Origin of the sequence: Kribbella antiqua (genome assembly GCF_004345665.1) — a bacterium.
In the GTDB taxonomy this organism is placed as follows: Bacteria; Actinomycetota; Actinomycetes; order Propionibacteriales; family Kribbellaceae; genus Kribbella; species Kribbella antiqua.
In genome coordinates this window covers 82,220-108,267 of the sequence record NZ_SLWR01000007.1, presented here as the reverse complement: position 1 = coordinate 108,267, position 26,048 = coordinate 82,220, and the positions used below count along the sequence as shown (strand labels likewise).

General features: G+C 68.2%; 24 protein-coding genes. 10 read left to right on the top strand and 14 right to left on the bottom strand.

The window, feature by feature from the left end:
* The first annotated feature begins 52 nt into the window (after window positions 1-52).
* On the top strand, window positions 53-802 hold the full coding sequence (locus EV646_RS20565; RefSeq protein WP_132150951.1) for an AraC family transcriptional regulator: 750 nt from the start codon (window positions 53-55) through the stop codon (window positions 800-802).
* Here EV646_RS20565 and EV646_RS20560 read toward each other — a convergent pair.
* The 8 genes from EV646_RS20560 to EV646_RS20525 form a co-directional block, all read right to left on the bottom strand.
* On the bottom strand, window positions 775-1,386 hold the full coding sequence (locus EV646_RS20560) for a TetR/AcrR family transcriptional regulator (RefSeq protein WP_132150950.1): 612 nt from the start codon (window positions 1,384-1,386) through the stop codon (window positions 775-777). The two genes, EV646_RS20565 and EV646_RS20560, sit on opposite strands and share 28 nt — an antisense overlap.
* Window positions 1,379-2,935 (bottom strand): AMP-binding protein, encoded by a 1,557-nt coding sequence (locus EV646_RS20555; protein ID WP_132150948.1) that lies wholly within the window; start codon window positions 2,933-2,935, stop codon window positions 1,379-1,381. The genes EV646_RS20560 and EV646_RS20555 overlap by 8 nt, the downstream gene beginning before the upstream one ends.
* A gap of 72 nt (window positions 2,936-3,007) precedes the next feature.
* Window positions 3,008-4,174 carry an acyl-CoA dehydrogenase family protein gene (locus EV646_RS20550; protein WP_132150946.1) on the bottom strand — a complete coding sequence of 389 codons (1,167 nt, stop codon included), beginning with the start codon at window positions 4,172-4,174 and terminating at the stop codon, window positions 3,008-3,010.
* On the bottom strand, window positions 4,171-6,288 hold the full coding sequence (locus tag EV646_RS20545) for an ATP-binding protein (protein ID WP_132150944.1): 2,118 nt from the start codon (window positions 6,286-6,288) through the stop codon (window positions 4,171-4,173). Before EV646_RS20545 ends, EV646_RS20550 begins: the two co-directional genes overlap by 4 nt.
* A gap of 7 nt (window positions 6,289-6,295) precedes the next feature.
* Window positions 6,296-7,849 (bottom strand): acyl-CoA carboxylase subunit beta, encoded by a 1,554-nt coding sequence (locus EV646_RS20540; protein ID WP_132150943.1) that lies wholly within the window; start codon window positions 7,847-7,849, stop codon window positions 6,296-6,298.
* Window positions 7,846-8,967 (bottom strand): acyl-CoA dehydrogenase family protein, encoded by a 1,122-nt coding sequence (locus EV646_RS20535; RefSeq protein ID WP_132150941.1) that lies wholly within the window; start codon window positions 8,965-8,967, stop codon window positions 7,846-7,848. Before EV646_RS20535 ends, EV646_RS20540 begins: the two co-directional genes overlap by 4 nt.
* Window positions 8,964-10,676 (bottom strand): acyclic terpene utilization AtuA family protein, encoded by a 1,713-nt coding sequence (locus EV646_RS20530; protein ID WP_132150939.1) that lies wholly within the window; start codon window positions 10,674-10,676, stop codon window positions 8,964-8,966. Before EV646_RS20530 ends, EV646_RS20535 begins: the two co-directional genes overlap by 4 nt.
* The gene (locus EV646_RS20525; RefSeq protein WP_132150937.1) at window positions 10,673-11,461 is read right to left on the bottom strand and encodes a TIGR03084 family metal-binding protein; all 789 of its coding nucleotides are present in this window, start codon (window positions 11,459-11,461) and stop codon (window positions 10,673-10,675) included. The genes EV646_RS20530 and EV646_RS20525 overlap by 4 nt, the downstream gene beginning before the upstream one ends.
* Window positions 11,462-11,769: 308 nt before the next feature.
* Here EV646_RS20525 and EV646_RS20520 point away from each other — a divergent pair, with 308 nt between their 5' ends.
* From EV646_RS20520 to EV646_RS20505, 4 genes are all read left to right on the top strand, one after another.
* Window positions 11,770-12,492, top strand: a complete 723-nt coding sequence (locus tag EV646_RS20520) for a GntR family transcriptional regulator (protein ID WP_132150935.1) — start codon at window positions 11,770-11,772, stop codon at window positions 12,490-12,492.
* Between the two features lie 70 nt (window positions 12,493-12,562).
* Window positions 12,563-13,195: a nucleotidyltransferase family protein gene (locus EV646_RS20515; RefSeq protein WP_241996205.1), complete on the top strand. Its 633-nt coding sequence runs from the start codon at window positions 12,563-12,565 to the stop codon at window positions 13,193-13,195.
* Between the two features lie 72 nt (window positions 13,196-13,267).
* Window positions 13,268-14,158 (top strand): N-acetylglucosamine kinase, encoded by an 891-nt coding sequence (locus tag EV646_RS20510; protein WP_132150931.1) that lies wholly within the window; start codon window positions 13,268-13,270, stop codon window positions 14,156-14,158.
* A 217-nt stretch (window positions 14,159-14,375) separates the two neighbouring features.
* On the top strand, window positions 14,376-15,620 hold the full coding sequence (locus EV646_RS20505; protein WP_132150929.1) for a hypothetical protein: 1,245 nt from the start codon (window positions 14,376-14,378) through the stop codon (window positions 15,618-15,620).
* A 15-nt stretch (window positions 15,621-15,635) separates the two neighbouring features.
* On the opposite strand, the gene EV646_RS20500 is transcribed toward EV646_RS20505, so the two are convergent.
* Together EV646_RS20500 and EV646_RS20495 are read right to left on the bottom strand one after the other, a co-directional pair.
* The gene (locus EV646_RS20500; protein WP_132150927.1) at window positions 15,636-17,615 is read right to left on the bottom strand and encodes a YhgE/Pip domain-containing protein; all 1,980 of its coding nucleotides are present in this window, start codon (window positions 17,613-17,615) and stop codon (window positions 15,636-15,638) included.
* Window positions 17,612-18,277, bottom strand: a complete 666-nt coding sequence (locus EV646_RS20495; protein ID WP_132150925.1) for an ATP-binding cassette domain-containing protein — start codon at window positions 18,275-18,277, stop codon at window positions 17,612-17,614. The genes EV646_RS20500 and EV646_RS20495 overlap by 4 nt, the downstream gene beginning before the upstream one ends.
* Window positions 18,278-18,331: 54 nt before the next feature.
* On the opposite strand from EV646_RS20495, the gene EV646_RS20490 reads away from it, so the two are divergent.
* Window positions 18,332-18,928, top strand: coding sequence for a TetR/AcrR family transcriptional regulator (locus EV646_RS20490; RefSeq protein ID WP_132150924.1), 597 nt, complete (start codon window positions 18,332-18,334; stop codon window positions 18,926-18,928).
* Here the strand turns inward: EV646_RS20490 and EV646_RS20485 are convergent.
* Together EV646_RS20485 and EV646_RS20480 are read right to left on the bottom strand one after the other, a co-directional pair.
* Complete coding sequence (locus tag EV646_RS20485) at window positions 18,915-20,435, bottom strand: molybdopterin-dependent oxidoreductase (protein WP_132150922.1); 1,521 nt, start codon at window positions 20,433-20,435, stop codon at window positions 18,915-18,917. The two genes, EV646_RS20490 and EV646_RS20485, sit on opposite strands and share 14 nt — an antisense overlap.
* Before the next feature lie 90 nt (window positions 20,436-20,525).
* Window positions 20,526-21,077, bottom strand: coding sequence for a MarR family winged helix-turn-helix transcriptional regulator (locus EV646_RS20480; protein WP_132150920.1), 552 nt, complete (start codon window positions 21,075-21,077; stop codon window positions 20,526-20,528).
* A 211-nt stretch (window positions 21,078-21,288) separates the two neighbouring features.
* Here EV646_RS20480 and EV646_RS20475 point away from each other — a divergent pair, with 211 nt between their 5' ends.
* The 3 genes from EV646_RS20475 to EV646_RS20465 all read left to right on the top strand — a co-directional run bounded on the left by EV646_RS20475 (window position 21,289) and on the right by EV646_RS20465 (window position 23,968).
* Window positions 21,289-22,095, top strand: a complete 807-nt coding sequence (locus tag EV646_RS20475) for a DUF8175 domain-containg protein (RefSeq protein ID WP_132150918.1) — start codon at window positions 21,289-21,291, stop codon at window positions 22,093-22,095.
* Window positions 22,095-23,465 (top strand): TrbL/VirB6 family protein, encoded by a 1,371-nt coding sequence (locus EV646_RS20470; RefSeq protein ID WP_199237092.1) that lies wholly within the window; start codon window positions 22,095-22,097, stop codon window positions 23,463-23,465. Before EV646_RS20475 ends, EV646_RS20470 begins: the two co-directional genes overlap by 1 nt.
* 101 nt (window positions 23,466-23,566) lie before the next feature.
* Window positions 23,567-23,968 carry a hypothetical protein gene (locus EV646_RS20465; RefSeq protein WP_241996204.1) on the top strand — a complete coding sequence of 134 codons (402 nt, stop codon included), beginning with the start codon at window positions 23,567-23,569 and terminating at the stop codon, window positions 23,966-23,968.
* Between the two features lie 26 nt (window positions 23,969-23,994).
* On the opposite strand, the gene EV646_RS20460 is transcribed toward EV646_RS20465, so the two are convergent.
* Complete coding sequence (locus tag EV646_RS20460; RefSeq protein WP_132150916.1) at window positions 23,995-24,639, bottom strand: GNAT family N-acetyltransferase; 645 nt, start codon at window positions 24,637-24,639, stop codon at window positions 23,995-23,997.
* 63 nt (window positions 24,640-24,702) lie between these two features.
* Here EV646_RS20460 and EV646_RS20455 point away from each other — a divergent pair, with 63 nt between their 5' ends.
* Window positions 24,703-25,629 carry a hydroxymethylglutaryl-CoA lyase gene (locus EV646_RS20455; RefSeq protein ID WP_132150914.1) on the top strand — a complete coding sequence of 309 codons (927 nt, stop codon included), beginning with the start codon at window positions 24,703-24,705 and terminating at the stop codon, window positions 25,627-25,629.
* Window positions 25,630-25,638: 9 nt separating this feature from the next.
* On the opposite strand, the gene EV646_RS20450 is transcribed toward EV646_RS20455, so the two are convergent.
* Window positions 25,639-25,992, bottom strand: a complete 354-nt coding sequence (locus tag EV646_RS20450; protein WP_132150912.1) for a YciI family protein — start codon at window positions 25,990-25,992, stop codon at window positions 25,639-25,641.
* Window positions 25,993-26,048: the final 56 nt, after the last annotated feature.

Genomic DNA, 26,048 nt, shown 5'->3' with positions numbered 1-26,048 from the left:
ATCGATCCTGCGCGGCGGACAACCTGTCTGACTTCCGATAAAATGCCAACCTATGCCGGAAACCCGCCAACGCCATCCCGCAAACAGACGCCGGTCCGCGAACACCGGCTTCCGGCCGATCCCGGCCGGAGGCGGCATCGAGGCGCACTGGCACGACGAGCACCAGATCGTCTACGCCGGCCGCGGCGTCCTGTCCGTCACCACCGACGCCGGCAGCTGGATCGCACCGGCGACCAGAGCGATCTGGGTCCCGGCCGGCACCCTGCACCAACACCGCGCGTACGGCGAGACCGCACTGCACACTGTGGGTCTCACCGACAACCCACTCGGGCTGGACATGCCATCGGCCCTTGTCGTCAGCCCACTGCTGCGAGAGCTGATCCTGGCGTACACAACCGCGCAAGGCGAGGCAGATGAGCGTGACCGGCTCCGCGCCGTACTGCTGGATCAACTCAAGCGGTCCCCGCAACGGCCGACCTATCTACCCACAGCGCGCGACCAACGGTTGGTAGCGGTGTGCGAGCTGCTGCGGGAGGACCCTGCCGACAACAGAACCCTTACGGAGCTTGGGCGGGAGATCGGAGCGAGTGAGCGCACGCTGAGCCGACTCTGCAAGGCAGACCTCGGCATGACCTTCCCGCAGTGGCGCACGCAGCTCCGGCTGCACGAGGCCCTACGTCTACTGGCGGAGGGCGACGCGGTGACCCGGGTGGCTCACCAGTGCGGCTGGGCCTCGACCAGTGCATTCATCGACACCTTCCGGCGGGCCTTCGGTCACACTCCCGGAGCGAGCAGAACCTGATCGAGGATGCGGCTCCACTGCCGCACTATCCCCTGCCGCCGTTTGCTGTCATCGGTGAGCAGGTCTGCCAGCCCCAACCCGCGTGCCATGTCCAGCACACCTTGCACTGTCTCCCGCACGCCAGGAGTCCGCTCACTGACATCGAGCACTTCCAGCAGCGCCCTGTGCGCCTGACGGCCGACATGTGCCTCCAGCCCGACGATCTGCTTCCGCAACGTCTCCTCGGTCGACGCTGCCACCCACAGGTGCAGCGCGGCTCGGAACAGCGGCCCGGTGTACACGTCGGCCAGCATCTCGACGATCGCCTCGGTCCGCCCGGGTCCACTGGGCAGTGCGGCGGCCTGTGCCCTGATCTCGGCCAGCCGCACCTCGGTCATGTACTCGACCGCCGCCGCGAACAGGTGCGCCCGCGTCGGGAAGTGGTGCTGAGCTGCACCCCGCGAAACCCCAGCCCGGGCCGCGACGACCGACACCGTCGTCGCGGCGTACCCGACCTCGGCCAGCGACTCCACGGCCGCCTCGAGCAACCGCTGCCGGGTGGCCCGGCTGCGATCCTGCTGGGGTTCTTTGAGGGCTTCACTCACGAGCGGCAGCCTCCCGGGCTCTGAGCTCACGCCGCAGGATCTTGCCGGAGGCAGCCTTCGGCACCGCCTCAATGAACTCCACCTGCCGAACCTTCTTGTACGGCGCGACTCGCGCGGAGACGTACTCGATCACGTCGTCCTCGGTCAGCTGCACCCCCGGCATCGGTACGACGAACGCCTTCGGCACCTCGTTGCCCTCCGACTGGACCCCGATCACCGCCGCGTCGGCGATCCGCTCGTCGGTCAGCAGCACGGCCTCGAGTTCGGCCGGCGGCACCTGGTAGCCGTGGTACTTGATCAGCTCCTTGACCCGGTCGACGACGTACAAGTAGCCGCGGTCGTCCATCCGGCCGATGTCGCCGGTGTGCAGCCAGCCGTCGCGATCGATGGTCGCCTCGGTCTCCGCCGGCCGACCCAGGTATCCCTTCATCACCTGCGGCCCGCGGATCCAGATCTCGCCCTCCGCCGCGTCGTTGCCATCGGCACCGACCAGCCGCATCTCGGTGGACGGGAACAGCTTGCCCACGGCACCGGGCGGCGGCTCCTGGTCGTCCTGCGGCACCGAGTGCGTCCCAGGCGACAGCTCGGTCATCCCGTACGCCTGGAGCACCGCATGCAACCCGAGCCGCTTCGCACACGCCTCGGCCAGCTCACCATCGAGCGGAGCCGCCGCCGACATCACATACTTCAGCGCCGACAGATCCACGCCGTCCACGGCCGGGTGCTTGGCCAGCGCCAATACGACGGGCGGCGCCACGAACGCCCGGGTGATCCGCTGCGCCTCCAGCGTCTTGAGGAACTGATCCAGGTCGAATTTCGGCAGTACGACGACCGTCGCGCCGAGCCGCAGCGGCAGGTTCATCAACACGGTCAGCCCGTAGATGTGGAAGAACGGCAGGATCGCGATGATGCGCTCGTCCTCGGCGACCTTGATCATCACCTCGGCCTGCGCGATGTTCGTCGCGATGTTCCGGTGCGTCAGCATCACACCTTTGGCCGCGCCGGTGGTCCCACTCGAATACGGCAGTACGGCGACGTCCTCGGCCGGGTCGATCGTCACCTCCGGCTCGGGCCCGGTCGACGCGACCAGCTCCATCACCGAGCGATACCCCTCGGCCGCGTCGCAGACGAAGATCTCCGTCACGTCCGTGCCCTCGACGGCCGCGGTCGCGACCGGCAGGAACAGCGAAATCGTCACCAGCAACTTCGCCTTCGAGTCCACCAGTTGCTTGTGCAGCTCGTCCGCGGTGTAGAGCGCGTTCACCGTGGTCACCGTCGCGCCGGCCCGCGTCGCGCCGTAAAACACAACCGGGTAAAGGATTGTGTTCGGGCTGTAGAGGGCGATCACGTCACCGTGCCGGATGCCGAGCTCGGCGAACCCGGCCGCGACCCGCCGGCTCATCACGTCCAGCTGGGCGTAGCTGATCTCCTTGCCCGTCACGCCGTCCACCAGCGCCGGGCGATCGCCGTACTCCTGCGCCCGGCCGAGCACGGCATCGTGAATCGGTACGTCGAGGATCTCGACCGGTGGGAACTCGCTGGTGATCATCTGTCCTGATCCTCTCTGCGCCGCCGCGTGGTGGCAGGAACTGTGGCTTACCCGGGAGTAATACGGAAGAGCTCAGTACGACTTGGGTAGCCCGAGGCTGTGCTGGGCGACGAAGTTGAGGATCATCTCCCGGCTCACCGGCGCAATCCGGGTCGCTCGCGCCGCCGCGACCAGCGACGCGACGCCGTACTCGACTGTCATGCCGTTGCCGCCGAGTGACTGGACCGCCTGGTCGGTGGCCCGGACCGCGACCTCGCCGGCGGCGTACTTGGCCATGTTCGCCGCCTCGCCCGCGGCGATGCCATCACCGTCGTCGCCGGCGTCGTACAAGGCGGCGGCTTTCTGCTGCATCAGGCGGGCCAGCTCCAGCTCGATCTTGACCTGCGCAAGCGGATGCGCGAGGCCCTGATGCGCGCCGATCGGGGTCTTCCAGACCTGCCGTTCCTTGACGTACGCGACCGCCTTGTCGAGCGCGTGGCGGGCGATCCCGATGGCGAAGGCCGAGGCCATGATCCGCTCCGGGTTGAGGCCGGCGAACAGTTGCAGCAGCGCCGCGTCCTCCGCCCCGACCAGCGCCTCGCGCGGCAGCCGTACGTCGTCCAGGTACAGCGCGAACTGCTTGTCCGGGCTGATCAGATCCATCTGGATCGGCTGGAACTCCACGCCAGGCGCGTCCACCGGCACGATGAACAGCGCGGGCTTGAGCTTCCCGGTCCGTGCATCCTCGGTCCGGCCGACGACAAGGACGGCGCGAGCGACATCCAGGCCGGAGATGAAGACCTTCCGGCCGGACAGCGACCAGCCTTCGTCGGTACGACGCGCGGTCGTGGTGATCTCGTGCGAGTTGGAACCGGCGTCGGGCTCGGTGATCGCGAAGGCCATGATCGTCGAACCGTCGGCCAGGCCGGGGAGCCAGTGCTGCTTCTGCTCGTCGGTGCCGAAGCGGGAGATCACGGTGCCGCAGATCGACGGCGAGACGACCATCATCAGCAGCGGGCAGCCCGCGGCGCCGAGCTCCTCCAGCACGATCGACAGATCACCCATGCCGCCACCGCCACCGCCGTACTGCTCCGGCAGGTTCACCCCGAGATACCCGAGCTTGCCCGCCTCCAGCCACAGCTCGGTGGTGTGCCCACCGGTCCGCCCCTGCCGGTTGAACCACTCATACCCGTACTTCTTGCCGAGCTCACCGACCGCCTTCCGCAGCGCCTGACGTTCCTCGGACTCGATGAAGTTCATGCGTCCTCCCCAACTACGGCCAGTACGGCGCCGACCTCGACCTGTTGACCTGCTGCAACACAGAGCTCGGCGACAACCCCATCGGCCGGCGCGGAGATGGTGTGCTCCATCTTCATCGCCTCCAGCCACAGCAAAGGCTGCCCCTGTTTGACCTCATCACCCACCTGTACGCCGACCCGCGTCACGACGCCAGGCATCGGCGCCAGCAAAGACCCCGCCGACACCTGGTGAGACGGATCCGTGAACCGCTCCACCGGCGTCAACGCGACCGACCCCAGCGACGAGTCCACACACACCAGCCCGTCGTACGCCGCCACGTCGAAGGACCGCCGTACGCCGTCAACCTCCAGCAGCACCTGATCCGGGGTGCTGCTCAACAGCTTGACGTTGCCATCAGCAACCAATCCGTCACGGGTCAGCCGATAGGCGACCTCATGCGTGGTGTCACCCACCCGGTAGCTCTTACGCTGCGGCTGAGACGGAAGGTTCCGCCAGCCACTGGGCACGCCCCGCGCGCGGCCGGCGGCATCGGCCAACGCCGCCGCCAGCGCCGACACCTTGACTACCTCGGCATCAATGGCCGGCGAGATCCCGTGGCGCTCGAAGAACCCGGTGTCGGTGTCCCCGGCCAGGAACGCGGGATGCCGCAGAATCCACACCAGCAGGCCGCGGTTGGTCCCGACCCCGTGGATCCGGGCGCGTTCGAGCTCACCCGCGAGCCGTCTCGCCACCGTCGTCCGGTCCGACCCCGATGCGATCACCTTGGCCAGCATCGCGTCGTAGTACGGCGACACCTCCGACCCGTCGACGACCCCGGAATCGACCCGCAGCCGTGGCCCAAGCCAGCCGCTTTCCGGAACATTTCGGTCGCCAGGAGCCTGTTGCAAAATAGATCTCGGTCTCTCTGTCCACACCAACACGCCGCGACTTTTCTCGCCGATGCGGCGCTCGCGCTCCACTCGGCCTGCGGATTCGGCGTACGTCCCTCGGTCCGTCCCCACCAAGCTCGGACGCTGGGGAATTCTGCAACAGGCTCCAGGTGCAGTTTTTGTTCCGGAAACCACCGCGAAGCGATGGAGGCGACCGGTTTGCGGCTGCCAGTCGTGCGCCGGATCCTCGGCGTACAAGCGCACCTCGATCGCGTGGCCGACCGTGGGCGGAGGGTCAGCCGGTAGCCGGTCCCCGGCTGCGATCGCGAACTGCAGCTCGACCAGGTCGAGGCCGGTCGTCTCCTCGGTGACCGGATGCTCGACCTGGAGGCGCGTGTTCATCTCCAGGAAGTAGAAGTCGCCAGCCGAGTCGGCGAGGAACTCGACCGTGCCGGCGCCGACGTACCCGATCGCGGCCGCCGCCTTCCGGGCCGCGTCGAACAACGACGCCCGCATGGACGGAATGCGTTCGACCAGCGGCGAGGGGGCTTCCTCGACGACCTTCTGGTGGCGGCGCTGGATCGAGCACTCGCGCTCACCGACCGCCCAGATCGTCCCGTGCTGATCCGCCATGATCTGGACCTCGATGTGCCGGCCGGCCTCGAGATAACGCTCGCAGAACACTGTCCCGTCGCCGAACGCCGACAACGCCTCCGCCGACGCCGCCTCGATCTCGCCCGGCAGATCCTCGAGCCGCGAGACCACCCGCATCCCACGCCCGCCGCCACCCGCGGAAGCCTTCACCAGCACCGGCAGATCGGCCGCCGACACCTCCGCTGGAGTGAGCTCCGCGAGTACCGGCACCCCCGCGGCCGCCATCAGCTTCTTCGCCTCGATCTTCGAGCCCATCGACGAGATCGCGTCCACCGGCGGCCCGATCCAGGTCAGCCCGGCGTCGATCACCGCCTGCGCGAACCCGGCGTTCTCCGACAGAAAGCCGTAGCCGGGGTGTACCGCATCGGCACGCGCCCGCAACGCCGCCTCGATCACCAACTCGCCCTGGAGGTAGGTGTCGGAAGGCGCGTTTCCCGGCAGGTGCACCGCTGCATCCGCGTCTCCGACGAAGGGCATCGCGGCGTCGGCCGTCGAATGGACGGCGACCGTGGAGAGCCCGAGCGAGCGGGCCGTGCGGAAGATCCGCCGAGCGATCTCGCCTCGGTTGGCGACGAGCACCGATGTGATCATCCGCTCCTCACATCCTGAAGACGCCGAAGGACGACGTGCCTTCGACCGGGCCGGAGTGGATGGCGGAGAGGCAGATGCCGAGGACGGTTCGGGTGTCGCGAGGGTCGATGACGCCGTCGTCGTACAGGCGTCCGGACAGGAACATCGGCAGCGACTCCGCCTCGATCTGGCCTTCGACGTACGCGCGCATCGCGGCGTCGCCGTCCTCGTCGTACGGCTGGTTCTTCGCGGCCGCGGCGGCTCGCGCCACGATCGACAGTACGCCGGCCAGCTGTTGCGGACCCATCACCGCCGACTTCGCCGACGGCCAGGCGAACAGGAACCGCGGATCGAACGCGCGACCGCACATCCCGTAGTGCCCGGCGCCGTACGAGGCACCCATCAGGATCGAGATGTGTGGCACCTTCGAGTTGGCCACCGCGTTGATCATCTGCGCGCCGTGCTTGATGATGCCGCCCTGCTCATACTCCTGGCCGACCATGTAGCCGGTGGTGTTGTGCAGGAAGATCAGCGGCGTGTTCGCGCGGTTCGCGAGCTGGATGAACTGGGCCGCCTTCTGCGACTCCTCGCTGAACAGCACGCCCCGCGCGTTCGCCAGGATGCCGACCGGATACCCGTGCACCGTCGCCCACCCGGTCGCCAGCGACGACCCGTACAGCGGCTTGAACTCGTCGAACACCGACCCGTCCACCACCCGGGCGATCACCTCCCGCGGATCGAACGGCGTCTTCAGGTCCGGCGGCACGAGGTCGAGCAACTCGTCCTCGTCGAAGAGCGGTTCGTCGTACGACGGCAACGGTGGCGGGCCGAGTTTGCGCCAGTTCAGCCTGGACACGATCTGCCGGCCGAGGCGGATGGCGTCCTGCTCGTCGACGGCAAAGTAGTCGGCCAGGCCGGAGATCCGCGCGTGCATCGACGCCCCGCCGAGCGACTCGTCGTCCGCGTCCTCCCCGGTCGCCATCTTCACCAGCGGCGGTCCGGCCAGGAACACCTTCGCGCCGCCGTCGACCATCACCACGTAGTCGCTCATGCCGGGGATGTACGCGCCGCCGGCGGTCGAGTTGCCGAACACCAGCGCGATCGTCGGGATCCCTTCGGCCGACAACCGGGTCAGGTCCCGGAACATCGCACCGCCCGGGATGAAGATCTCCTTCTGCGTCGGCAGATCCGCCCCGCCGGACTCGACCAGGCTGATCACCGGCAGCCGGTTCGCCCGAGCGATCTCATCGGCCCGCAACGCCTTGCGCAGCGTCCAGGGGTTGCTCGCGCCTCCCTTGACGGTCGGATCATTGGCCGTGATCAGGCACTCGACGCCTTCCACGACCCCGATCCCGGTGACCAGGCTCGCGCCGACGGTGAAGTCCGAGCCCCACCCGGCCAACGGCGACAGCTCGAGGAAGGCCGAGTCCGGGTCGAGCAGCAACTCGATCCGCTCCCGCGCCAGCAACTTGCCGCGCTTGTGGTGCCGTTCGACGTACTTCTCCCCACCACCCGCCAGCGCCTTTGCGTGCTCAGCGTCGAGTGCAGCCAGCTTCTCCAGCATCGCCTCACGATTGCTCATGCGGTGAACCCCAGTCGTTTCGCGGCCAGGCCGGTGAGGATCTCGGTCGTCCCGCCGCCGATGGCGAGGATCTTCTGGTCGCGGTACTGGCGTTCCACCTCGGCTTCACGCATGTAGCCGAGACCGCCGTGCAGCTGAAGCGCCTGGTCGCACACCCACTGGCCGGCCTCGACGGCAGTGTTCTTCGCGAAACACACTTCCGCGATCACGTCCGCGCCAAGGGCTGCCCGCTCGGCGATGTGATGCACGTACACCCGCGCGACGTCGATCCGCCGCGCCATCTCGGCGAGCGTGTGCTGCACGGTCTGCCGCGAGATCAACGGTCGCCCGAACGTCTCCCGCGCCCGGCACCACTCGACAGTCAGATCCAGCGCCCGCTGCGCTCCCGCATACGCCTGTACGGCGAGCGTCAACCGCTCCGCCACAAAGTTCACCGCCAGCTGGACAAACCCGGACCCCTCCGCACCGACCAGGTTGCCAACAGGCACGCGTACGTCGGTAAACGAGAGCTCGGCCGTGTCCGAACACAACCAACCGAGCTTCTCCAGCCGCCGCGACACCTGGAATCTCGGCAGGCTCTTGTCGATCACGAGCAGACTGATCCCATCCGCGCCAGGCCCGCCCGTGCGGACAGCGGTGGTGACGAAGTCCGCCCGGCAGCCCGACGTGATGTAGGTCTTCGCGCCGTTGACGACAAACCAGTCACCATCGCGGCGGGCCGTCGTACGGAGGGCAGCGACATCCGAGCCGCCGTCAGGTTCGGTGATCGCCAGCGCGCCGATCAACGCGCCGTCGAGGGTCGGCCGCACCCATCGTTCGACCTGCTCCTCGTTGCCCCCAGCAACAATGTGCGGAAGCGCGATCCCGCAGGTCAGCAGCGAGGCGACCAGCCCACCGGACCCGCCGGCGTAGTGCATCTCCTCGACCACCGCGATCGTGTCCAGCAGCGATCCACCGCCACCGCCGACCTCTGCCGGGAATCCGACCCCGAGCAGCCCGAGCTTCCCGGCCTTCTCGTGTAGATCCCGCGGCAACTCCCCGGCCCGCTCCCACTCGTCCAAGTAAGGCAGTACCTCGGCCGCCATGAACCGCCGGACGGACTCCCGGAAGTCGTTCACAGCAGCACCTCCGGCACATCGACGTACCGGGATCGCAGCCACTCGCCGACCGCCTTCGCCTGCGGATCGAAGCGTGCCTGTGACGCCACGCCCTCACCCAGAAGCCCCTCGACGACGAAGTTCAAAGCCCACAAGTTCGGCAGCAAATACCGCGTGACCGTCAGGTCCTTGGTCTCCGGCAGCAACTCCTGGAACAGCTCGACCGTCAGTGTGTGCGCGAGCCAACGCCACGCCTTCTCCTGCCGCACCCAGACTCCGACGTTCGCGTCGCCGCCCTTGTCGCCGGATCGCGCCCCGGCGATCCGGCCGAGCGGGACCTCACGTGTTCGCGGCCGCCCGCTGGACGCGAGCTGCGGCAACGGCATCGGCAGCCCGTCCTCCTCGACCTCGGTCAGCGCCAACGTCTCCGCCGCCGGCTCGATCACCTTGCGAGACCCGTCCGGCAGTACGACGACCTGCGAGACCTCGCGGATGTCGACGTACCCAGCCTTGAACACGCCGTACGGCGATCCGTCGCCCGGCGGAGCGGTGACGTGGAACCCGGGGTAGCTCGACAGCGCCAGCTCGACCGCGGCGCCGGAGAACGCGCGGCCGACGACCTTCGGGTCCGGGTCCTTCACCGCGCACCGGAGGAACACGCTCGCCTCCTCTTCGGAGTCGGCGTTCGGCTTCTCCGTCCAGGCGAGCGTCCACTTCAGCTCGGCCGGTCGCGTCGGCAGCGCCTGCTCGAGCTGCCGCTGGACGAGCTCAGCCTTCGCCTCGAGCTCGAGCCCGGTGAGTACGAAGTCCACCTCGTTGCGGAACCCGCCGACGCTGTTGAGCGAGACCTTGTACGTCGGCGGCGGCGGCTCCCCGCGGACGCCGGTGATCCGGACGCGGTCGGGTCCGTCGATGCTGAGCTCGATGGTGTCGATGCGGGTGGTGACGTCCGGGCCGGCGTACCGGGCACCGGTGATCTCGTAGAGCAGCTGCGCCTTGACCGTGTCGATCGTGACCGCGCCGCCGGTGTTGTCGTGCTTGCTGATCACGCTGCTGCCGTCGGCGTGGATCTCCGCGATCGGGAACCCGGGCCGGCCGAGGTCGCGGATCTCGCCGAAGAACGCGTAGTTGCCGCCGGTCGCCTGGCAGCCGCACTCGATCACGTGTCCCGCGGCGACGGCGCCGGCGAGTTCGTCGTACTGGGTCCGCTTCCAGCCGTGGTGTGCGGCGGCGGGGCCGACGATCACCGAGGCGTCGGTGACGCGGCCGGTGACGACGACGTCCGCGCCGGCTTGGAGCGCTTCGGCGATGCCCCACGCGCCGAGGTACGCGTTGGCGGTCAGGGGTGTGCCGAGGTCGAGCTCTTCGGCTCTGCTGAGGAGGTCGTCGCCTTCGACGTACGCGATCTTCGGCTGCAGGCCCAGTTTGCCGGCGAGCGTTTGGATGGCGGCGGCGAGTCCGGCGGGGTTGAGGCCGCCGGCGTTGCTGACGATCTTGACGCCGCGGTCGAGGGCAACGCCCAGTCCGGTCTCGAGCTGCTTGAGGAAGGTCCGTGCGTACCCGAGGTCCGGATCCTTCTGGCGGTCGCGGCCGAGGATCAGCATGGTCAGCTCGGCCAGGTAGTCGCCAGTCAGTACGTCGAGCGGCCCACCGGTGAGCATCTCCTCGAACGCACTGAACCGGTCGCCGTAGAAGCCCGACGCGTTGCCGATCCGGATGGGCTGGGTCATCTGAACTGCCCAGGCTCGCGGCCCTTGCCGGGCAGACCGGCGAAGGCCTGAATGATGCCGAGCCACTCCTCCGCGTCCGCTCCATCAGCCTGTACGGCGAGGTCGTCGCGGTGACGGCGTTGGGTCGCCAGCAGGCAGAAGTCCAGCGCCGGGCCGGTGACTCGCTGCTGGGCTTCGTCCGGACCCCAGGCCCAGGTGTCGCCGTCGGGGCCGGTGAGTTCGACGTGGAACGGCTCGGCCGGTGGAGTGCGGTTGTTCAAGAGGTAGGCGAAGTCGCGGGTGCGGATCGCGAGGTGAGCGACGTGACGCAGCCGGTTGGTCGGTTGACGCTGTATGTCGAGCGCGTCGAACACGTCCTGACCGTGCGCCCAGGTCTCCATCAGCCGGGCGGTCGCCATCGAGGTCGGGCTCATGGGAGGGCCGTACCACTGAACCCTCTCGCCGGCTGGCACCTTCTTCAGAGCCTCCGCCACCTCCGCTCGGGTCTCACGCCAGTACGTCAGCAACTGGTCAGGCGGCAGGGCGGCCGTCTCGGCGGCACCCTCGTCGACGTACGTGTTCGGGTTGGCGGCCGCCTTCTCCAGCGACGCCTTGAAAGCCTCCGGATCAGTGGCGGCCTGGTGGGCGGCCTCGTCGGTCCAGGCCAAGTGGGCGATCTGATGCGCGATCGTCCAGCCTTCGGCCGGCGTCGGCGTGGCCCAGCCCTCGGCCGGCAACCCACCGACGAGCCGGTCCAGCTCGGCGCTCTCCGCCCACAGATCCGCCAGCACTTCGTCCAGTTGCATCCGCTGCACTCCCTGGATCGCCGTTTGCAGCCGAGCCTGGCACGCCGAACAAAAAGAATCAACCGTGCTTGTTTTTGCCCCGCCCCCAGCCGCCCGCATTCCGCTGGGCAATTTGATGGGTCCACCCACCAAGTTGTGGGTCCACCCCTCGTATTCGGGCGGGGAACCCACAACGACGTAGGTGAACCCACCAAAGGGGTTGAGGAGCCGGGGATGGAAGTGGTCTATGGCGTCTTGCTGCCAGCCGTGGCCTTTCGACCGTGGTGGAAGGGCTTTCCGGGGCTTGCGGGGCGGTGTAGGCAAGACCAATGCATCGTTCGCTGCCCGGGAAGGCCGCCGAGATCAGGGCGCTACTGCTCAGCCTGATCGACACCTTGCCCGAGGGTGCCGCGCTGCCGCCGGAGCGAGAGCTGGCCGCCCGCTGGGACGTCGCCCGGATGACGTTGCGCCGCGCGGTCGACGAACTGGTGATCGAGGAACTGCTCGTCCGCCGTCACGGCAGCGGCACGTACATCACCCGCCCGAAGGTCGCCCGCTGGCTCGGCCTGATCGGCTTCTCCGAGGACATCCGCCGCCGTGGCATGCGCCCGGGCACCACGATGCTCGAGTTCCGCCACCACAAGGCCGAGCGCCCCGCCGCCCGTCGGCTGCGCATCCCGGTCGGCGATCCGATCATCAGCTTCACCCGGCTCCGCCTCGCCGACGACGTACCGATGGTGGTCGAACGCACCACCCTCCCGGCCACCTACGTTCCCGGCCTCGACGCCGACGACCTCACCGGCTCTCTCTACGACCTGCTCATGTCCCGCTACGGCATCGACCTCGTCGGCGGTACGTCGAGACTCGAACCGATGCTGCCCGACACCAAGACCGCCGGCTGGCTCGACATCGCCACCACCCAGCCCTGCCTCGCCCTGCACGGTGTCAGCTTCGACCGCCACGACCGCGTCTTCGAATACACCTCCGCCACCTACCGAGGCGACCGCTACGCCTTCACCACCAACCTCCGCACCACCCCCGCGCCGGCCTGACCACTTGATTGCCCACGGCAAGGGGATGGTTACGCTGTGTCTTCGAGTGATGACTAGTGTGGGCGAGGTTATGGATCTCAGGAATCCGATCAGCACTGTGGTGCCGTCGTTGGATGGGCCGGTGTTGCAGGTGCTGGCGCGGAGCGAGCGGGGGTTGTCGGGGCGCGAGGTTCACAAGCTGGCCGGCACGGGGAGTGTGGCCGGGGTGCGGCTGGTGCTGCAGCGGCTGGCGACGACCGGGCTGGTGCATGTGGACGATGTCGGCAACTCGCTGCTCTACCACCTCAACCGCAAGCACCTCGTCGCGCCGGCGGTCGAGTTCCTGGCCGACCTCCGCAGTACGCTCACCAGCCGGCTCTCCGACGAGATCGGCGGTTGGCGCATCCCGCCTGTACACGCCAGCCTGTACGGCGCGATCGCGCGCGGCGACGGTGAACTCGACAGCGACATCGACCTGCTGCTGGTCCGGCCGGACCAGATCGACACCGGCGACATCCTGTGGGAGGAGCAGGCCGGCCGCCTGATGCAGTCCATCGTGGACCTCACCGGCAACCCGGCCCACATCTTCGAGCTCAGCCGCACCGAGCTCGCCGACCACCTGACCCAGCAGGAGCCGATCCTCAACGACTGGCTCCGCCCCAGCCTCGGCCTCTACGGCCCACCCGTCACCACCCTGGCCAGCCGTCACCTGACCCCGCACTAAACCAGCCGCCACCTGACGCCGCACTAAACCAGCCGTCACCTGACCCCGCACAAGACGCCTAAGCTCGGCGGCATGAGCCGCATCGCGATCGACGGCGGGCAGTCCGCACTCAGGCTGCGCGTCGTGCCTGGCGGTCGCGTCGGTCAAGGGCCCGGCCATATCCATGGGCCTGACAACCTGCAGCAGATGCTGTCCGCCATCCGCACGGCCGCCGACGCCGCTGGAGTGCAGGATGACGTCGAAGTCGTCGCACTAGGCCTGACTGGCTTCCCCGCGGCCCGCGAGGTCGCGGAAAGCTTCGCCAAGGATGTCGCGGAGCTACTACGGGCCGACGAGGTCCGGCTGACGCAGGACATGGTGACAGCACACGCAGGCGCGTTGCCAGACGGTTACGGCGTAGTGGTTGCTGCTGGCACCGGACTGGTCTGTCTGGCCGTGGACCGCGACGGGTCATGGCACAAGGTCGACGGCCACGGCTACCTGTTCGGCGACTCCGGGAGTGCGTTCGCGATCGGCCGGGCCGGGCTGGTCGCCGTACAACGGGCTCGGGACGGTCGGGGGCCGGCGACGAAGCTGGCGGAAACCACTCTGGACCCAGTGCTGCTCTACAAGTCGCCGACGCTGGTGGACGACGTCGCGCGGTTCGCTCCGAAGGTACTGCGGTGTGCAGCCGAAGGTGACACGGTCGCGGCCGAACTCGTCGTACGCGCGGCCGGAGACATCGCCGAGACGATCGGTACAGCGGCCGGAACGCTGGCAGGCGAAGGACCCGTCCCGGTCGCGTATGTTGGTGGACTGTTCGACGGCGCCGACGAGCAACTGCTGGCCCCAGTGCGTGCAGCCCTACCCCCACGCGCGCAGCTGATCAAGGCTGCCGGCACTTCGCTGGACGGAGCCGAACGCCTGGCGACCAACTCGCCCGGACCGTACGCCGACCTGATCATCACCCACCGGCGCCTTTAGACCAAAGCCGGACTGCTGTCGTACGCCGACGTACGGCGATCACCCAAGCCAGGCAGGGATCACATCCCACTTCGTGGACCCAGTGTGCTCTTTGTAGACCGTGCGAGTGGTCTAGTCGATCTTGCCCGAATCAGCTCGAACGTCGACTCATCCCCTCGATCCGCCGGTGCGAGCGGACTATGTTGCCAGCACCGGTACAACTCGCTGGAGCGTGTACGTGAGCGAACTCCTCCTGGCTGCGACGTCCTTGGACGTCACGCCATCGCCCGGCCATCGCATGGACGGCTATGCCGCCCGCATCGCCTACTCGACCGGAACCGCCGACCCGCTCCGCGCCACCATCATCTGGCTCGGTACGGCGGACGACCCCGGCGTACTCTGGCTGAGCCTGGATGCGATTGCCGTAGGCAAGAATCTTTGCACCGAGCTGGCCGAGGCCGCCGCAGCCGCGGCAGGCATCCCGGCGTCGCGAGTGGTGGTGTCCGCCTCCCACACCCACTCCGGTCCGTCCGGCTGGTCCGGCGAGATCCACCCGGTCATCCCGGCTGAACGCGAGCCCGACCTCTACGAGCCCCTGATCGCCGCGGTCGCGAAAGCCTCGCTGCCCCGTCGCCCGGTCACGGCCTCATGGCGGTCGGTCGAGGTCACCGGCGTCGGCGCCAACCGGCATCGCAAGCACGGCCCGCACGACAACACTGCCGGAACGCTGGCGCTGCACGCGCTCGACGGATCGCTGGCCGCGGTCCTGCTCGACTTCGCCTGCCACCCGACCACGTACGGACCGGAGAACCTGCGCTGGTCCGCGGACTGGCCGGGCGCCGCGCGGGCTGCCCTCGGTCCGGCTGTCGTCGGCTACCTCCAAGGCGCCGCAGGCGATGTGAGCCCACGCTTCACCCGCCAGGGTCGCGGGGCCACGGAGGTGACCCGGTTGGGCGGCCTGCTCGCGTCACGGGTCCGTGAGGCGCTGGCCGGTACAGGGCTCGAGCTGTCGCAGTCCGCACCGGCCATCCGTCGTACGACGATCTCGCTGCCGGTGCGGGACCTGCCGTCAGCCGATGAGGCGGCGTCGATCGTCACGGCGGCGGCGTGTGCGGTGCCTGGACGTGTCGACAATCCTTCCGGGCGGATCGCCCAGACGCGGCTGGACGGCGCGCGCGGCCAGGCGCTGATGGCGACGGCCGCGTTGCCGCCGATGCTCGAGCTCCCGGTCAGCGTGGTGACGATGGGCGACGTGTGCTGGATCAATCTGCCGGTCGAGCTGTTCGCCGTACACGGCGCCAGCTTGCAGGCGGACAGTATGCACCCGATTACCCGAGTGGTCGGCTACACCGACGGCTACTACGGCTACATCGTCGACAAGGCCGCCGCCGAGTCCGGCGCCTACGAAGCCCTCATCACCTTCTTCGACCAACCCACCACAGACCGCCTCCTGACCGAAACCGTCACTTTCATGAATAGCTAGGCCGTGTCTGACGGCCTAGAGCGCAATCTCCGGCTGCAGCTTCTTCACCGACCACACTCGCTGCTTCCGGGCGGCCATGGTCGACGCGGCGAGGGCGGCGAGGAGCCAGGTGCCGAGGACGAGTAGGTCCCGGCCGAGCGATGTGCCCGATCCGCCGTACATGAGATGGCGTACGCCGTCGATCGCGTAGCTCATCGGCAGTACGTGGTGGAAGAAGTACAGCGGCGCCGGGATCGTCTGCCACGGGAACGTGCCGCCGGCGCTGACCAGCTGGATCACCATCAGCACCAGCCCGAGGAACTTGCCGATGGCACCGAACCAGGCGGACAACGCGTGCAGGATGGCGACGAATGTGAGCGACGTGAGGATGAGGAAGCCGACGGTCGGCCACGGATGCGCGGCGTTGATGCCGAGCCCGAGTGAGACCGCGGTGAACAGGAGCGTCGCCTGGATCGCGCCGAAGAGTGCCGGCGGCAACCAACCGCCGAGCGCGACCCGGAGTGGCGACTGCAGCGCGGCAAGCGCCCGTGGTGAGAGCGGCCGGACCAGCAGGAAGAGTACGTACGCGCCGATCCAGCAGGCCAGGCTGAGGAAGAACGGCGCGAGGCCGGCGCCGTAGCTGTCTGCTGTCGCCTGCGAGACGTTCTGTAGCGTGACAGGTGCGCCGAGCGTCTCGGCGACCGCCTTGCGCTGGGAGGCTGACGGGTTCGGTATCTGCTTCACGCCGTTCTCGAGACCGGTGTGCAGGTCCGTCGCGCCGGTCTTGAGCTTGGTGATTCCGGTGTTCAGGCTGGTCACGCCGGTGAGCAGTTGTCCCTGTCCGGTGACCGCTTGCTTCTCGCCGGCTGCGAGCTGCTGCGCACCGGTGTTGAGCTGGTTCGCGCCACTGGCCGCCGTACTGATGCCGCTCGTCAGAGCAGGGGTCGCCTTCGCAAGTGCGGCGGCGCCGTTCGACACCTTGCGGGCCCCAGTGGCGAGCTGGTTGAGCTGCTTGGATGTCGACTGGATCTTGGTGTTCGCGGTGACGACCGGTGCGCGCAGCTTGGCCGTTTCCGCGAGTACCTGGTTGATCTGGGGTTGGGTGAAGCCTTGTGCCTTCAGCCGAGTGGCGAGATCGCCGTCGAGGGTGCTCAAGTCCTTCACCAGCGTGCTCGACGCGGTCGCCACCTGGCGGCCGGTGGTCGCGATCTTCTCGTTGCCATCGGCAACCTGATCGGCGCCGGAGGCCAGCGCCTTGGTCTGCTTGGGAAGGGTTCTGGTCTTCTGCTGCAGGGTGCTGAGGCCGGTGTCCAGCTTGCTCGCGCCGGTCGCCAGCTTGGTCGCGCCGGCGGAGAGCTGCTTCTGTGCGGTGTTGAGTTGGGTCGCGCCGGTCTGGAGCTTGGCGGCGCCGGACGCTGCGGTGGTGAGCCCGCTCTGCAGCTGGGCCGCACCGGTGGCAGCCTCGCTGACCTGGGTGTGGATCGTGCTGTACCCGGCCAGCAACTTGCTCGCCGCGGTCTCGCTCACCTCGGAGGCGACGGTCTTGGTCACCTGTGCGACGACCTGGTTGGCCATCGTGTGGGCGATGTAGTTGTTGGCGTCGTTGGTGATCAGCTCGAGATTCGCCTGCTTGGGAGTGAACTCGGCACTCGACGCGAGGTCTGCTGAGAAAGTCTTCGGCAACACCACGGCGAACTCGTAGGTTCCGTCCGACACGCCCTTCGTCGCCGTCGTACGGTCGACCTCGTGCCAGTCGAAGCTCTTCGACTTCACCAGCTCGCCGGCGACCTGTGTTCCGACGTCCAGCTTCTCGCCGTCGGAGAGCGTCGTACCTTCGTCCTCCACCACGACCGCGGTCGGCACCTTGTCGAGGCGGCCGTACGGGTTGTGGTTCGCGTAGAGGTACAGGCCGCCGTACAGGACCGGGACAATCAGTAGCGCGATCACCGCCAGCTTCGGCAACCGGCCGGCGGTCAACCGCCGGAGCTCACTCAACGCCATCCGCAGCGCGGTCACGCCTTGTTCTCCTCTAGCTCTACGAGTATCTGAATGGGCTCCGGCTGATTCAGGGAGCCGAGTTGGGCAGCCGGTACGCCGAGGAGCCGGGCTGACGCATCGGCACAGGTGATGATCACGCCGTACCCGCGGGACGCCAGGTCGCGGCCGACGTCGTACCACTCCTGCGGATCCTCGCCATGGCGGTCAGGCATGGTCAGGATGACCACCTTGACGTCAGGCCGAGCGACAGTGAGCTCGGCGAGCAGTTTGGTCCGTGCAGCGACCGGCAGGTGCTCAAAGCGCTTGTCCGCGTGTTCGGCGGCGCCGTGCTCAGTCAGCCAATCCAGCACTGCCTTCCGGCCCGCCTTGCGACCAGCGATGGCCAACTCCTCGCCCACAACCGTTTGAACCGGCAGTGCATCGTCAGGCTCGGTGATGCCGGGTGCGTCGACCACGGCGACCCGGCGGCGAAGCAGCTTGGCGTCGGGGTTGCCGTCCAGCCGCGCCCGACCTGTGTCGGGCTGCAGCCGTCCGGACAATGCGAGCGACGCAGCCACGTGCCCAGGACCGGGATAGCCCGCCAGCAGGACCAGTTGATGGTCGGCGACGCGCACCGATGTCGCATTCAGTACTGGCGCATGTGGACCGCGCACGCTGATCGCGTGAGCTACGAGCTCCATCCCGGCTCCGTTCAATACGGTTGTGTATTCAATACAGAACTGTATCCTATGATCATGGAACCGCCCAAGCGCCGCCGCTCCAACACCCGGGCCCGCCTGCTCGAAGGCGCCCTCGAGGTCTTCGCCGAGCGTGGCTTCAACGGGGCGTCGGTGGAGGACATCTGCGACCGGGCGGGGTTCACCCGCGGCGCCTTCTACTCCAACTTCGCCTCCAAGGACGAGTTGGTCCTTGCGCTCTTCCAGGCCACCACCGACCGTTTGCTCGAGCAGATCAGTGCGCTGCTGCCGGAGCATGTGGATCAACCCGTCGCTCTGCTGGACGCCGTACTGGGTCTGCTCGACGACGCGCCGCCGGACCAGCGGCGTTGGCATCTGATCTCGACCGAGTTCACGCTGCATGCGCTGCGCAATGCGGAAGCGGCGCGGGCGCTGAACGAATGGCGAGCTCGGTTCCGGGGTCAGTTGACCCAGCTGGTCTCCCAGAGTGGTCTGACGTGGTCTGTGCCGCCCGAGCAGTTCGTCCGGTTGGTGATGGCTCTGCATGAGGGGGCTCGGTCGCAGAGTCTGCTGGAGCCGCGGAAGGTGCCGTCCGGTTCGCTGGAGCGCACGTTCCTGCCGATGGTGCTGTCGGCTGTGACTAGCCGATCTTGACGTCTACCGTGTGCAGCCCGGTCGCGCCGTTCGGTGCCGGCGGAGCCGAGGCCTCGATCTGAGGTTTGCCCTTGGCGTCGAACGCGCGTACCTGCAGAACGTGGTTTCCGCGCGTCGCGTTCCAGGTCCAGTGCCACTGCCTCCAGGTGTCGACCGACGCGTCCGTCGCCAGCGTCGCCTGTTGCCAAGGGCCGCCATCCACGCGCACCTCGACCTTGGACACGCCGACGTGCTGGTCCCACGCGACCCCGGCCACGGTCACCTGACCAGCCGGCGCCTTCGACCGCGGTACGTCGATCCGCGACGACAACTTGATCGGCCCGAGCTCCGACCACCCGCGCGGCGTCCAGTACGCCTCGAACCGGTCGAACCGCGTTACCTCGATATCGGTCAGCCACTTCGTCGCCGACACATAGCCATACAGCCCTGGTACGACGATCCGCACCGGGAACCCGTGCTCGACCGGCAACGGCTGGCCGTTCATCGCGAACGCGAGCATCGCCTGCCGATCATCGAGCAGCGTCGGGAGCGGCGTACCGGCGGTGAAGCCGTCTTTCGACATCGATTGGATCGCGTCGGCGTCCGTGGACGGACCAGCCTCCTCCAGCAGGTCCTTGAGCAGCACCCCGGACCACAACGCGTTGCCGATCAGGTCGCCGCCGACCTCGTTGCTGACGCAGGTGAGGGTGACCCACTTGTGGACGACTTCGCGCTTGAGCAGGTCGTCGTAGGTCAGTTCCAGCTCGCGTTCCACCATGCCGTGGATGCGCAACTTCCAGTCCTCCGGCAGGATCTGCGGAACGGACAGCGCGGTGTCGATGCGGTAGAAGTCATCGTTGGACGTCACCCACGAGGTGGCGCCATCTGCTTGTACGCCGGCTGGGGCGCCACGACTCGGCGGTTGTGGAATCTGCAGCGCTTTTCTCGCGTCGGCCACTGCGGCGCGGTTGCCGCCCACCAATCTGCCGAGGGCGCCGATCGCGGCCGCACCGAGCGCGACACCGGCGGACAGTTGCAGGAATCCTCGTCGGCTCACGCCGTCGTCGGGCGTATCGAGCAGCGGCTCCAGCCGCCGCGAGTACAAACGCAGAATCCCCAGCGCCGTGAGACCGGCGACTGCTGACGGCACGAACCCGGTCTGTCCGGCATCGGCCCGCGTTGCCGCCGCGGCTACCGCCAGCCCCGCGAGTACGACGGTGACGAGTGAGCCGGCCCAATAGCGTCGTACGGCGAGAACACCGCCGACTGCGGCGAGCGCGAGCAACACGACGAGGATGCCGACTCTTAGAGCTGTCTTGTCATGGGTGCCGAACCAGTTGACGGCCAGGTCCTTCAACCACGGCGGCACTCGATCGATGAACGCCGAGCCGATCGCGACCACCGGCGTCTGCCGCGTGCCCAGCAATCCGGCCGCGACACTGCCGACTGCCAACCCGGCCAGAGCGGCCAGCACGCCGCCGACCGCTCCGCGCCACTTGGTCCCGCCCCTGGCTGGTGTCTGCTTCACCTCTCAACCATTACGCGGCGGGGCGCCCGACACCAGCCGAGCGCCCCATCCGTTAGTCGCGGGTAATGCGGTACTTCCAGTTGTTCAGATTCAGATGCGTTCGGGAGTGATCGGTCCCAGGTTCGGCCGGCCGTTCGGCCAGCGGCGGGCGTTGTCGCGAACCCGGCGAAGCTTGCCGAGCACGACCTCCCGCTCGTCCGCCAGTTGGGACATCCACAGGCTGTCGATCTCCAGGAGGTGGTCCGGCAGTGCTTCGCGCAGCCGGCGCTTTCCCTCCTCCGTGAGAACCGCGAACGAACCGCGGGCATCGTCGGGGCAGGGTTCCCGACGTACCAAACCGAGGTTTTCGGCGCGATCGACCAGCCGGGTGATGCCGCCGGTGGTGACGGTCAGCTCCCGGGCAAGGGACGTAAGACGCTGCTTCTCACCGTGGCTGCGAGCAAGCCGCAGCAACAGTTCGAACATTGCCATTTGCAGACCACTGCGCTTGAGGGAATGCCGCATCAGCTGATCGAGTTCGGCCGCTGCTTCACGCAGCAGTCCGTACGCACTGATGACGTCGCTTTCCCAGGGTTCGGCGGCGCGAGTGGGTTCTGCATCGGCGAGCGCTAGGGGCGAGCAAAGCGAAGGCGCGATGGTCATGGGCGGACTCTATTAGCTGACTAGGTCACTTCGCTACACGGGGTGACCCCTTGGCTACAGATCGACCCACAACCGCAAACCTTCCCAACGGTATCCCCAGCCTCATCCGCCCCTCTGGGCACCCCCTGCCTGTGGATAACTTCCGCGGCGACCTGACGATCTTTGCCAGCCTTGATCCATGAGGTTTTCAGCCGGCAGATCGGGGAGCGAGATGAGTGAGACCGAGGACCAGTCACCGTTCGGCCGCGGCTTCATCGCCGCGTGCATTGTCATCGCCGCCGTACTGCTGTGCGGCGCCCTCCTCCTCATCACCGGCCTGACCACCGACCCAACAGCCGCATCCGCGAGTACGGCGTCGTCCGCGGCCGACGGCTCGGGCAGCGTTGGCGGATCGGTCGCGGGCAGCGGCGAGCCGAGCGATCCTGCTGCGACTCCGTCGAGCTCTGGAAATCCAAGCGCAGCCGGCGACGGCGCCAGATCGGGCGGCTGTGCGCTTCCCGACGGCGATCAGGCGATCCCGTCGAAGGCGCCGTCTGTCGACGGCTGGGACGTCAGCCGCCGAGTCGTCGTACCCAGGTCGGCCAGCTACGGCCCGGCCAAAACCGACACCGACGGTTTCCGCCGGTGCTTCGCCCACTCGCCCACCGGCGCGGTCTTCGCCGCCTACAGCGCGGTCGCAGCTCTCGCCGACCAGCGCCAGGCGATCCCCACCGTCCAGAAGCTGATGGTCCCCGGCCCCAACACCCAGGCCCTGATCCGCGAACTGACCAAGGAAGAGCCGAGCACGGACTCCGAGGCCAGCCAGCTCGCCGGCTACCGGATCCTCGACGCCGACCAGGACCGCGCCACGATCATGCTGGCCGTCCCGGTCGAGTCGGCGTACATGAGCCTCACCCTGACCCTGATCTGGCACGCCAACGACTGGCACCTGCAGCCACCCCCACCCGGCGAACCAGTCGGAGCGCCGTACTCCCAACACCGCAACCTCAACGACTTCGTCGCTTGGAGTGGTGTCTGATGTGCCGCCCGACAGACCTCGGCTGCCACATCACCAGCGGCTTCGGCGCGGCCGCGACGAACGCGCTCCAAGGGGTCGCCGAAAGCATCGGCAAGGGCGCGACCGAGGGCATCAACGCCGTCGCCACCTTCTTCTTCGAGAAGCCCAGTCCGACACTGGCCACCGAATCCGGCCAAGCCTGGCAGAGCAGCGATTCGGTGAAGTTCCTGCAGGACAACGTCTTGTGGGTCTCCGCTGTCGTCTTCACCGTGGCGATGCTGATCGCCGCCATCCGGATGGCCTGGGAGCAGCGCGCCAAGCCGCTCCAGGAGTTGCTGAAGGCCATGATGATCTTTGTCGCGGTCGGAGCGGCCGGTACGGCGACGCTGCAGTTGCTGGCCGAGTGGTCGGACGATTTCGCCAAGGAGATGGTCCGACAGGTGGCGCCCGGTGAGCAGGCCTTCTCGGCCGGACTCGGCTCGCTGGTGATGCAGGGCAGTCTCTCGATGGCGACCGGGAACCCGGCGCCGAGCCTGATCATGATGTTCGCGGGTGTCGTGGTGATCTTCGCGGCGCTCATCCAGGTCGTGCTGATGGTGGTTCGCTCCGCGATGCTGATCCTGCTGGCCGGCACGTTCCCGCTGGCCGCGGCCGCCACCAATACCGAAGTGGGCCAGACGTGGTTCAAGAAGTACTGCGGCTGGGCGCTGGCGTTCATCGCCTACAAGCCCGCTGCCGCGCTCATCTACGCGGCCGCGATGAAGATGAACGAGAAGGGCGTGATCACGTCCAAAAACAGCTTCGTGCAGACGACGACTGGGCTGATGATGTTGCTGCTGGCGATCTTCGCGCTGCCGGCTCTGCTGCGCTTCATGGTGCCGGTGACCGCGGCGGTCGCCGGTGGGAGCGCAGGGATGGGGAGCTCGGTCGCCGATCCAGGCGGCTTGGCGACCGGCGCGCTCAACATCGGCCGCTCCGCTCTGGGACGCGGCGCGGGCGGTGGCGGGGCCTCCGGCTCCGGGGCAGGTGGTGGTGCGACGGGGGCCGTCGCGGCTGGGCCTGCGAGCATCGGCATCGTTGCCGCGGGCGCGGCGCTGAACGGCGGCCGCAAGCTGGCCGGCGGAGTCGCCGGCGCCGCAGCTCACTCGGCCGGTGAGGCGGGCGGCGGATCCGTCACCCCCACGTCGTCGTTCGGGCCGATTTCTCGCGGTGGTTCGAAGTCTGGTGCGCGAAGCTCGTCGTACAGCTCGGGCAGCGTTGCGTCCGGCGGCGGTCCCGCCGGCAGCAGCCCAGCCAGCGGCCGCTCCCCCGGCGGCCGCCCAATGGGCGGCCCGGCATCCCCCGTCCCAGAACGGATCCCCGAGCCCGCAGGCCCGAGCGGCAGTCGGTAGTGGAGATTGGTTGTCGGCTGAGTATCGCCGGATGAAAGCATGAGGGTCATGGGGCTGGAGCGGATCGCGCTGATCTGGACGTTCACGGGAATCTGACCGCATTGGAAGCAGTGCTCGCCGACATCGAAGGGTTCGAGAACGCCGACGCGACCGGCGACGGCCCAATCCCGACCGTGGTCGGCTACGCCGACACCCACGACCCCTTCTACGAGAACGATCTCGGCCGGACCCTGTTCAATATCGGCTCGGTCGGCAACAGCCTGAGCGATCCCACGCCCGTCTACGCCATCCTCGAGGGCGTTCCCGATTCACCCACCCCGGCCCCGTTCTCGATCCAGTTCGTCCGCGTCCCGTACGACGCCCACGCCGAACTCGAGGTCGCCCGCACCCTCGGCATGCCCGAACTGGCCGGCTACGAAGCCGAAATCATCCACGGCCTCTACCGAGGCGACCTCTACGCCGATCAACCCCGCACCTACCACCGCCACCCGCGAACCGCCTGAGCGACCGCGCCCGTACGGCGGTGGGGTCAGCGGACGAGGAGGGCCTCGGAGCCAGCTGGTTTGTACCCGGCGGCGAGGAAGGCTCGGAGGGAGGCGGCGTTGCCGGGGGTGACTTGGGCCCAGATGTGAGTGCCCGGTGGGATCAGGGCGCGGGCCGCGCGGGCGAGGTGGCGGCCATGGCCTTTGCCGCGCGAGTCGTCCGGGACTTCGACCGCGCATTCGAGCCGGTTGGCGAGGCCGCGTCCGGTCAGCACGAGTCCGCCGTACTCGTCGCCGTACACCTGGACCTCGTCGCGATAACGCCAAGCCCGCTCGACGCGTGGGTGGTTGTGGTCGGTCAGCTCGGTGAGGCCGGCCGCGGCGGCGGCGCGTTCAGCCGGGTCGGCGATGGCGGGCGCGAGCAGCATCGCGTCGATCCCGTTCACGCGCCGCCCGGTGGCTTCTTCGAGGGCTGAGAGGAACGGCGGGTTCAGCGGCGCCGAGAGATCGCCCGGCGGTACTCGTTCCGCGACCCACGCCGCGTCGACATCGGCCGCGACCACGATGTGACCGGTCAGCGCGACCACGCAGGCCTCCCGCGGGGACGGCGCCGGTACGACGGTGATGCCGAGGTCCGGGGCGGGGAAGACCCCGGCTTCGATCCCGCGCAGAATGTCAGCCAAAGTTGTCATCACGAGCCATTGTGGAGGAGACCCCTTCCCGGCTCGCCCACGGACGCGACGGAGGCGACACACATGCGGAAGCCGCAACTGGTCAGGGCCGACGGACTGCCGGACCGGGTGACGATCTACGAGGTCGGACCCCGCGACGGGCTGCAGAACGAGTCAGCGATCGTCGATGTGGCGGTCAAAGCGGAGTTCATCCGGCGGCTGGTGGATGCCGGGCTGACGACCGTCGAGACGACCAGCTTCGTGCACCCGAAATGGGTCCCGCAGCTCGCCGACGCCGCGGAGTTGCTCGCCGCGCTGGAGCTGCCGGACGCCGTACGGGCGCCTGTCCTGGTACCGAACGAACGCGGGCTGGATCGGGCGCTGGCCGCGAACGTCCGCGAGATCGCCATCTTCGCTAGCGCTACCGAGACCTTCGCGGCGAAGAACCTGAACTCGACGCTGGACGACCAGTTCGCGATGTTCACCCCGACGATCCAGCGCGCGCTGTCCGCGGGTCTCGCCGTACGCGGGTATGTCTCGATGTGTTACGGCGACCCGTGGGAGGGCGACGTACCGATCGATCAGGTGGTCAAGGTCGGCGCCAGGCTGGTCGAGCTCGGCTGCCACGAGCTGTCCCTCGGCGACACGATCGGCGTGGCGACACCGGGTCAGGTGACGGCGCTGATCGAGGCGTTCGCCGCGGCCGGGGTCGGCGTCGGCAAGCTGGCCGTGCATTTCCACGACACCTACGGCCAAGCCCTCGCCAACACGCTGACCGCCCTCCGCGCAGGTGTCACCACAGTCGACAGCTCAGCCGGTGGCCTCGGCGGTTGCCCGTACGCCGAAAGCGCCACCGGCAACCTCGCCACCGAAGACCTGATCTGGCAGCTCGACGGCCTCGGCATCGAGACCGGCGTCGACCTCGATCGCCTGGTCGCCGCCAGCGTCTGGATGGCCGGGCAACTCGGCAAGCCACCCGTCAGCCGGGTGGTCCAAGCCCTCGCCGGCTGAGGCCCTGCATCAGCGCTCTAAGTCAGTACGCCGGAACGGGAAGAACTCGCGGACGTCCTGCGCACAGCGGCACGCGACCGCGACCTTCGCGGCCCACTCCAGGGCCGCCTCAAAGGTTGGTACCTCGACGACGAAGATGCCGCCGATGAGCTCCTTGGTCTCCGGGTACGGGCCATCGGTGATCATCCCGTCCGTGTCCACCACGGCGTGCTTCTGCCGGTAATCCAGCCCGCCGGTGAAGACGAGCACGCCGGCGTCCTGGGCCTCCTGGACCACCGCATGGGCGGCGTCGGCCACCGCGGGCAGGTCCTCCTCGGGGAAGTCCATCGCGCCGTCTTCGAACGAGATCAGGTACTTCGTCATCTCTTCACTCCTTGTCCCGACGGCCACCCTCCGGCCGCCTTTCACCCCTGCAACGA